The sequence below is a fragment of the Planktotalea sp. genome (assembly GCF_018607965.1).
Lineage (GTDB): Bacteria > Pseudomonadota > Alphaproteobacteria > Rhodobacterales > Rhodobacteraceae > Planktotalea.
Map to the genome: position 1 here is coordinate 1 of NZ_JABBAM010000072.1, position 6,351 is coordinate 6,351.

Annotated in this window: 8 protein-coding genes, 1 tRNA gene and 1 pseudogene; 2 read left to right on the forward strand and 8 right to left on the reverse strand. The window is 54.0% G+C overall.

All coding sequences use genetic code 11. The features are described from left to right. Nucleotides 1-270, reverse strand: a pseudogene (locus QZ279_RS07105) (site-specific recombinase); the annotation flags it as partial. Nucleotides 271-398: 128 nt separating this feature from the next. Here QZ279_RS07105 and QZ279_RS07110 point away from each other — a divergent pair. After that, nucleotides 399-956 carry a histidine phosphatase family protein gene (locus QZ279_RS07110; RefSeq protein WP_293449569.1) on the forward strand — a complete coding sequence of 186 codons (558 nt, stop codon included), beginning with the start codon at nucleotides 399-401 and terminating at the stop codon, nucleotides 954-956. A gap of 155 nt (nucleotides 957-1,111) precedes the next feature. On the opposite strand, the gene QZ279_RS07115 is transcribed toward QZ279_RS07110, so the two are convergent. The 6 genes from QZ279_RS07115 to QZ279_RS07140 all read right to left on the reverse strand — a co-directional run bounded on the left by QZ279_RS07115 (nucleotide 1,112) and on the right by QZ279_RS07140 (nucleotide 4,362). Then, nucleotides 1,112-1,186 (reverse strand) — tRNA-Phe (locus tag QZ279_RS07115). 76 nt (nucleotides 1,187-1,262) lie between these two features. Then, a complete protein-coding gene (yacG, locus tag QZ279_RS07120; RefSeq protein ID WP_293449571.1) occupies nucleotides 1,263-1,469 on the reverse strand; it encodes a DNA gyrase inhibitor YacG in 207 nt (68 codons plus the stop codon). Further along, a complete protein-coding gene (locus tag QZ279_RS07125) occupies nucleotides 1,466-2,488 on the reverse strand; it encodes a ribonuclease E/G (protein WP_293449572.1) in 1,023 nt (340 codons plus the stop codon). The genes yacG and QZ279_RS07125 overlap by 4 nt, the downstream gene beginning before the upstream one ends. Further along, nucleotides 2,485-3,063, reverse strand: a complete 579-nt coding sequence (locus QZ279_RS07130) for a Maf family protein (RefSeq protein WP_293449573.1) — start codon at nucleotides 3,061-3,063, stop codon at nucleotides 2,485-2,487. Before QZ279_RS07130 ends, QZ279_RS07125 begins: the two co-directional genes overlap by 4 nt. Before the next feature lie 95 nt (nucleotides 3,064-3,158). Continuing rightward, the gene (gene infA / locus QZ279_RS07135; protein WP_009830821.1) at nucleotides 3,159-3,377 is read right to left on the reverse strand and encodes a translation initiation factor IF-1; all 219 of its coding nucleotides are present in this window, start codon (nucleotides 3,375-3,377) and stop codon (nucleotides 3,159-3,161) included. An 82-nt stretch (nucleotides 3,378-3,459) separates the two neighbouring features. Continuing rightward, the gene (locus QZ279_RS07140; protein ID WP_293449575.1) at nucleotides 3,460-4,362 is read right to left on the reverse strand and encodes a carbon-nitrogen hydrolase family protein; all 903 of its coding nucleotides are present in this window, start codon (nucleotides 4,360-4,362) and stop codon (nucleotides 3,460-3,462) included. Nucleotides 4,363-4,432: 70 nt separating this feature from the next. Here QZ279_RS07140 and mnmH point away from each other — a divergent pair, with 70 nt between their 5' ends. Beyond that, nucleotides 4,433-5,485 (forward strand): tRNA 2-selenouridine(34) synthase MnmH, encoded by a 1,053-nt coding sequence (gene mnmH / locus QZ279_RS07145; protein ID WP_293449578.1) that lies wholly within the window; start codon nucleotides 4,433-4,435, stop codon nucleotides 5,483-5,485. On the opposite strand, the gene selD is transcribed toward mnmH, so the two are convergent. Further along, a partial coding sequence (gene selD, locus QZ279_RS07150) for a selenide, water dikinase SelD (RefSeq protein WP_293449577.1) occupies nucleotides 5,468-6,351 on the reverse strand: 884 nt, incomplete at its 5' end. The genes mnmH and selD overlap by 18 nt on opposite strands.

Consider the following 6,351-nt stretch of genomic DNA (forward strand, 5'->3'; position numbering starts at 1 on the left):
CTGTTTGCGCATATCGGCAATGGTAAGGCGCGCAACGTCGCTGAACTTCTTGGTAACAACAGGTAGGTCATTCTTGTGCCGGAACTTGTATTCCAAAAACGTGTCGCGGGCATACTCCTTGGCCTCAGTCAAATCTCGCTTGCCGGTGCTGATGCGGATGGTGTGCCCGTCAATTACAAAGGCTGCCTGCCAGCGCTTGCTGCGCTCACGCCGATACACCCGCACCTCGCCGTCCAGTATCAGATGTGTGTCATCGCGCAGCTGCCGCATGTCATGCTCCTTGCAGCAACACTATGGCAGGGCGTACCAACAAGTCTACCAAAGTGTGTGTTTGAAGGCGTTTTGAAAATCACAACATGCACGCTACATAAGTCTCACTGACGCAAGGGGGGGCTCATATGTGCCGTAAAGTATTCGCTGCATTACTATGGCTGTTCATGGTTAACGCATCCTATGTGAGTGCAGAAACACAGACGCTTGATGATGCTGTTAAAGCTATCAATGCAAATGTGCTGTTTATGCGTCATGCGCTCGCGCCCGGCTTTGGGGATCCAGAAAGCTTCACTGTTAAAGAGTGTGCGACACAGCGCAATCTGAGTGATGAGGGTAGGGACCAAGCTAGGCATATAGGGGCGGCGCTTAAGCAGGCAGGCTTTGCATTTGATGAAGTGCTTTCCAGCGAATGGTGCCGATGCAAGGAAACTGCACGCCTTCTGGACCTTGGCGATGTCCAAACTTTTTCTGGACTGAACTCATTCTTCCAATCACATGCGCCAAAAGACGAAACACTTGCTATTCTTAGACGTAAATTAGACGGGCTTTCGGAGGACACGTTCACACTGATGGTGACACATCAGGTGGTCATTCAGGCTATTACGTCAAATAGCGTCAGCTCTGGTGGACTGGTTGCCTACAACACGTTCACACAGCAAGCGGTAAGTTCCAGCATAGACTGATTGTGCGAGCAACAGCCAACACTGTGTTCAACACCGTGATTCCACAGTCAAAATAGTCAGCAACACGGCAAAAAGTGTGTTTAAGGTGTGTTTTTGAATTACACAACTTAAGCGCGTGTTGCGCTCAGTTAAGTCATTGTATTTGTTGGTAAAAATGGTGCCCAGGGGCGGATTTGAACCACCGACACGAGGATTTTCAATCCACTGCTCTACCCCTGAGCTACCCGGGCACGGGAGACAAATCACTGTCTGGGTGCGGGAGTTTTAGGCTGGGACGGGGTGCGTGTCCATAGCTAACGCGCGATATTAATGTAGTTTTTCGTCTTGGTCGTTTTCAGGAGCCTCAAGCGCCTGTTCCATGGCGTCTATCAGCGCGCCTGCGTCGTCTGGATCAGAGGAGGGCAGGGCGTAAGACCCACTTAGCCACTTGCCCAGATCAATGTCCGCGCAGCGTTTGGAGCAGAAGGGTTTGTATCCTGCATCTGTCACTTTTTCACAGATAGGGCAGCTCATTTTAAAAGCTCTGTGAGCGGGAGGCGCGCGCGTTTGCGTTGGAGTTCGACGTGGCCCAAAGGTGTCCAACCGACGAAAACCGTTTCGATCGTATCGTTGCGCAGCGCTGCTTTTAAGGCACTCTCAAATCCGCGACGGTCTTTCTTGGACATGGGTGCGAGATCAAGCACGATTTGACCACCTAGGCCACGCACGCGCAAATCGCGGGGCAGAGCTTTGGCCAAAGCGAAGTTTGCTTTCGTACCAGCCGTCATCGATGTGTCGTTGCCTGTGTTCACGTCCACAGCAATCAAGGCACGTGTGGGTTCGACATATGCATATGCGCCACCGGCCAGCTCTAGGCGCGGGCTCTCAAGCGCCTCAATCGCGTCCATGACGCCGTGGGTTTCGAAACCGCCGTCTTCTGTGATGACGTCTGCTGGTTCGACCCAGTCGCGCCACGCGAGTAGGTGGGGCGCGTCGCCTTCGATCAACATTTCAGCGCCAGTGCCTTCATCAGTCAACACTTGATCCGTTAGGGTCAGCATCGACAGCAAATCTTCTGCGATGTCCTCTGCATCGGCGTTTTCGCAAGAAGAGCGTAGGATGATTCCATGGGGCACATTCTCGACAGTGTCATGGACAACGGCCAAGATTTCTTCGCGCCGATCCTCATCGCGAATAGAACGGGACACATTGATACCGGGCGCATTCGGCGTCACAATCACATAGCGGGACTTGAACAGAACGCGGTGTTGCACGGGGATCGCTTTGCCGTCCTCTGCGTAGCCCGTGACCTGCACGAGCAATTCATCCCCCAGTGCCATGCCTTTGATCTGACGTAGGAACGCGTTGCCATCGGGCGTTTTCAGAAACATCCCGCCTTGGCCCTTTACGGGGCGATCCGCGATGGCGCGATAGATCGTGCCGGGGGCTGGGGCGTCGGAGGCGATCAGTAGATCCTCTAACTTGCCGTCTACCATCAGGGCGGCTGCTTCGCGTCCGTTGAAATGATCTAGAATGATGGTGCGACCAATCATGTGCTTTCTCCGTAAACGGGGTATCCGGCGGCTTTCAGCATTGCTGCAGTTTCCGCCAAGGGAAGGCCAACGACAGCGCTAAAGCTGCCGCTGATCCATGGAATGAAAGCGGACGCAGGTCCTTGGATTGCGTAGCCGCCTGCTTTGCCTTGCCAATCGTTTGTTGCGAGGTAGGCGTTCAATTCAATGTCCGACAGGCGCTTCATCTTGACGTTGGTCACAACATCGCGTTCCCAAATCTGATCGCCGCGTTTTACGGCAACCGCTGTGACAACGCGATGGCGTCGACCCATCAGGGAAAGCAGAAATTCGGCCGCTTGGCCCGCGTTTTCAGGTTTGCCTAGGATTCGGCGTCCCAACGCAACGGTCGTATCAGCGCACAAGACGACTTCGTTGTCGCTAATAGGAACCGCTGCCACCTTCTCACGCGCCATGCGGGCGCAGTAGGGGCGGGGTTGTTCGGCCTTCATGGGCGTTTCGTCAATGTCGGGCGCGCGGATGTCATCGGGCGTTAAGCCGATCTGCGCCAAAAGGTCTAGCCGACGAGGGCTGCCGCTTCCAAGAATAAGTTTCATATTCCACCCTAGAATAGTGACGTCCAACAAAGCAAAACCGGCCCCATTGGACCGGTTTCATTCATATTATCAGACCTGCGTTCACAGGCATGCGCTTATTTAAAGCGGTAGTTGATCCGACCTTTGGACAGATCATAAGGGGTCATTTCGACCTGTACTTTGTCGCCTGCAAGAACACGGATGCGGTTTTTACGCATCTTGCCTGCCGTATGCGCGATGATGGTATGGCCATTTTCTAGCTCGACCAAAAATGTCGCGTTCGGCAAGAGTTCCTTCACGACACCGGGAAATTCGAGCGTATCTTCCTTGGCCATGGTATCTCCATTGTTACCTGATCCGCGTATTTGCGGAAGTTGCGCTTAGATGGGCGTATTTTTCCAAGATTTCAAGGTGTATTCAGCGCAAGTCGCAATATGTCACGGGGATGGTGCTATTCGGGCCATTCTGTTCACTCCAATGTGTGCTATTTCGCACGACCCCAGCCTTTCGCATATTTGCAATTTTACTGCGCGGCGCATTTGCTATGGTCCAGCCTGCTTGGTTTAAAGTGCCCTCTGCGATATTACCTGTACTTGGGAAACCAGTGTCAGGTGGGCCAAATATGCTGCCCATACCGCTGCCTGCCTCGACACTCGTCGACCAATCGACAGTTCCCACAATCGAGGCCATCGCGGTCACGCATTGCCCTTCTAGCGCTCGCGAAATAGCCCCAATTCGCACACGCCAGTAGCCAGCTAGCTCTTCTGTGCAAGACGGAACAAGAATGTATTCTGCGCCTGCTTCGATCAAAGCCCGCCCTAAAAGAGGGAATTCGCTGTCGTAGCAAATCAGTACACCGATCTTCCCAAGCGTTGTGTCGAACAATTTCAAAGTGCCAGAACCCGTTGCCACGTGCCATGGATCACGTTCAAACATTGTCATGATTTGCTTGTCCTGCGCATCGCTTTTACCGTTTGGCGCAATTAGGCGCGTTCGGTTGACGGGCCGTGTCGGGTGGACTGCCGTATCAAAGACTGGGGCAGAGGGCGTCAGGATATGAACACCAAATTTTCGGGCTAGGGATGTGTAGAGTGCATCAGCCTTAGGGATAAGGTCAGATACAGCATGGAGGCTTTGCTCCAAATCAAGTGCCACATCACGCCCCGCAAGTGTTGCCAATTCCATCACCCCGTATTCAGGAAACACCAATACCTCTGTGCCTTGGTTTACTGCATCAGTGACCCACTTGCGGGCTTTGGTTTCAAAAGCGGCCCAGTTATCAAACCAGTCAAGCGGATAGGCGGCAGTTGCAATTTTCATGATGCGTCCTTTCACGTTCAAACCAATCTGCCGCCCTTTCGCACGGATTGAAAGCACGATAGGCAGCGCCATGGGATTTACACTCGATAACTTACGCCATGACGCACTGTCCAAGTTTGATTCGGTGATCGACGTGCGCTCGCCTGCTGAGTTCGCCGAGGACCATGTCCCCGGTGCAATCAACCTACCCGTGATGAGCAATGAAGAACGCGCCAAGATTGGTACGATCTACGTCCAAGAAAGTGCGTTTCGTGCACGTAAGCTCGGTGCAGCAATTGTCGCGCGAAATTCTGCGACCCATATTGAAAATGAGCTGACCGCGAAGGATGGGGGCTGGCAGCCTTTGGTCTATTGCTGGCGTGGGGGGCAACGTTCTGGCAGTTTTGCGTCGATCCTTAGTCAAATTGGCTGGCGCACGGACCTGCTTGAGGGAGGCTATCGCAGTTACCGCCGTCTTGTTGTGAAAACGCTTTATGAAGATCCGCTGCCGCATCGGTTTGTTTTGCTTGATGGCAACACTGGATCTGGAAAAACGGCAATCCTGCATGTGTTGGCGCAGCAGGGTGCACAGACGCTTGATTTAGAAGGCTTGGCAAATCATCGTGGCTCTCTTTTAGGGGCGATGCGTGATGCGCAGCCTAGCCAGAAAATGTTTGAAACGCGTCTCGCTTTGGCGCTGTCGCACCTTGACCTCAGTCGCCCCGTGGTGGCCGAAGCAGAAAGCAGCAAGATAGGCGAACGTCTAATCCCCGCGTCCTTATGGAAAACCATGCGCGCAGCCTCCCGGATAGATATTGCAGCGACCCTGTCTGCGCGTGCAGGGTTCCTGACACGCGACTATGCGGATGTGCTCGAAGACCCAGCGCGTATGGCGGAACGCCTCAATAAGTTGCGTACGCTTTGCGGCCACGAACGGGTCGATCAGTGGTTGGTGTTTTTGAACGATGGCAAGCATGAAGCGCTCGCCGCTGAGCTGATGCAACACCACTATGATCGTGGCTATGATCGATCCCGCGCGCAGCGTGAGCACGATGTGTTGGCGACGCTTGAAACAGAAGGCTTAGAGCCGGATGATATTTCACGCATTGCAAGCCAAGTCGCTGCGTTACTCGATCAGCTTTAATCGCACAGGGCCATCCGTGATGCGCCCGATCTGAACCGCACCAATACCTTGATCTGCCAGCGCTTTTCCAGCGTCCCGTTCAGGCACTGCAGCGAGCAACCCACCTGCAGTTTGGGGATCCAGCATTAACCGTCCGTGCGCCGTTTCTGGCGCATTCATCAGCGTTAAGGCATCTGATAAGTTGTCAGGGTAAAGGCTCGATTGAACACCTTCTTCACTTAGCGCCAAGGCACCGTTCAACAAAGGAACGCGCTGCACATCCAATTCAGCCCCGACATTTGAGGCGCGGCACATATTGCTTAAGTGCCCAGCCAGTCCAAAGCCCGTCACATCCGTCATGGCATGTGCTCCCGCCAGTGCCAAAGCATCCTGCATCAGAGGCCGTGACATACTCGCGTAGGCCGCTGCAACATCGGCCCCGCGCGCGCGCATCTGCATTTCTGCGGCAAGGATCACACCCGTTCCAAGCGGCTTGGTAACGATTAAAACATCACCAACTTGCGCACCGCCCAACGTTATCGGTGCGGCGTTTGCGATACCCGTTAGGCTAAATCCAACCGTGAATTCCGCGCCTATGCTGGTATGTCCGCCTACGATCTGCGCGCCCGCTGCGTTCATTACATCCCCCGCGGTCTGCATGATTTCCTCAAGTGTGCGTTCCTGCAATTCAGCGCTCATACGCGGCAATATCAGACTGACCATAGCGGCTTGTGGTGCAGCGCCCATCGCCCATATGTCGCCGAGCGCATGCACGGCTGCGATCCGTGTCATGACGACTGGATCATCTGTAAAGCCACGTAAATGATCAGTGCTCAAGACCTGACGCAGATCCCCCATTTGCAAAAGTGCAGCATCATCCCCTAGGA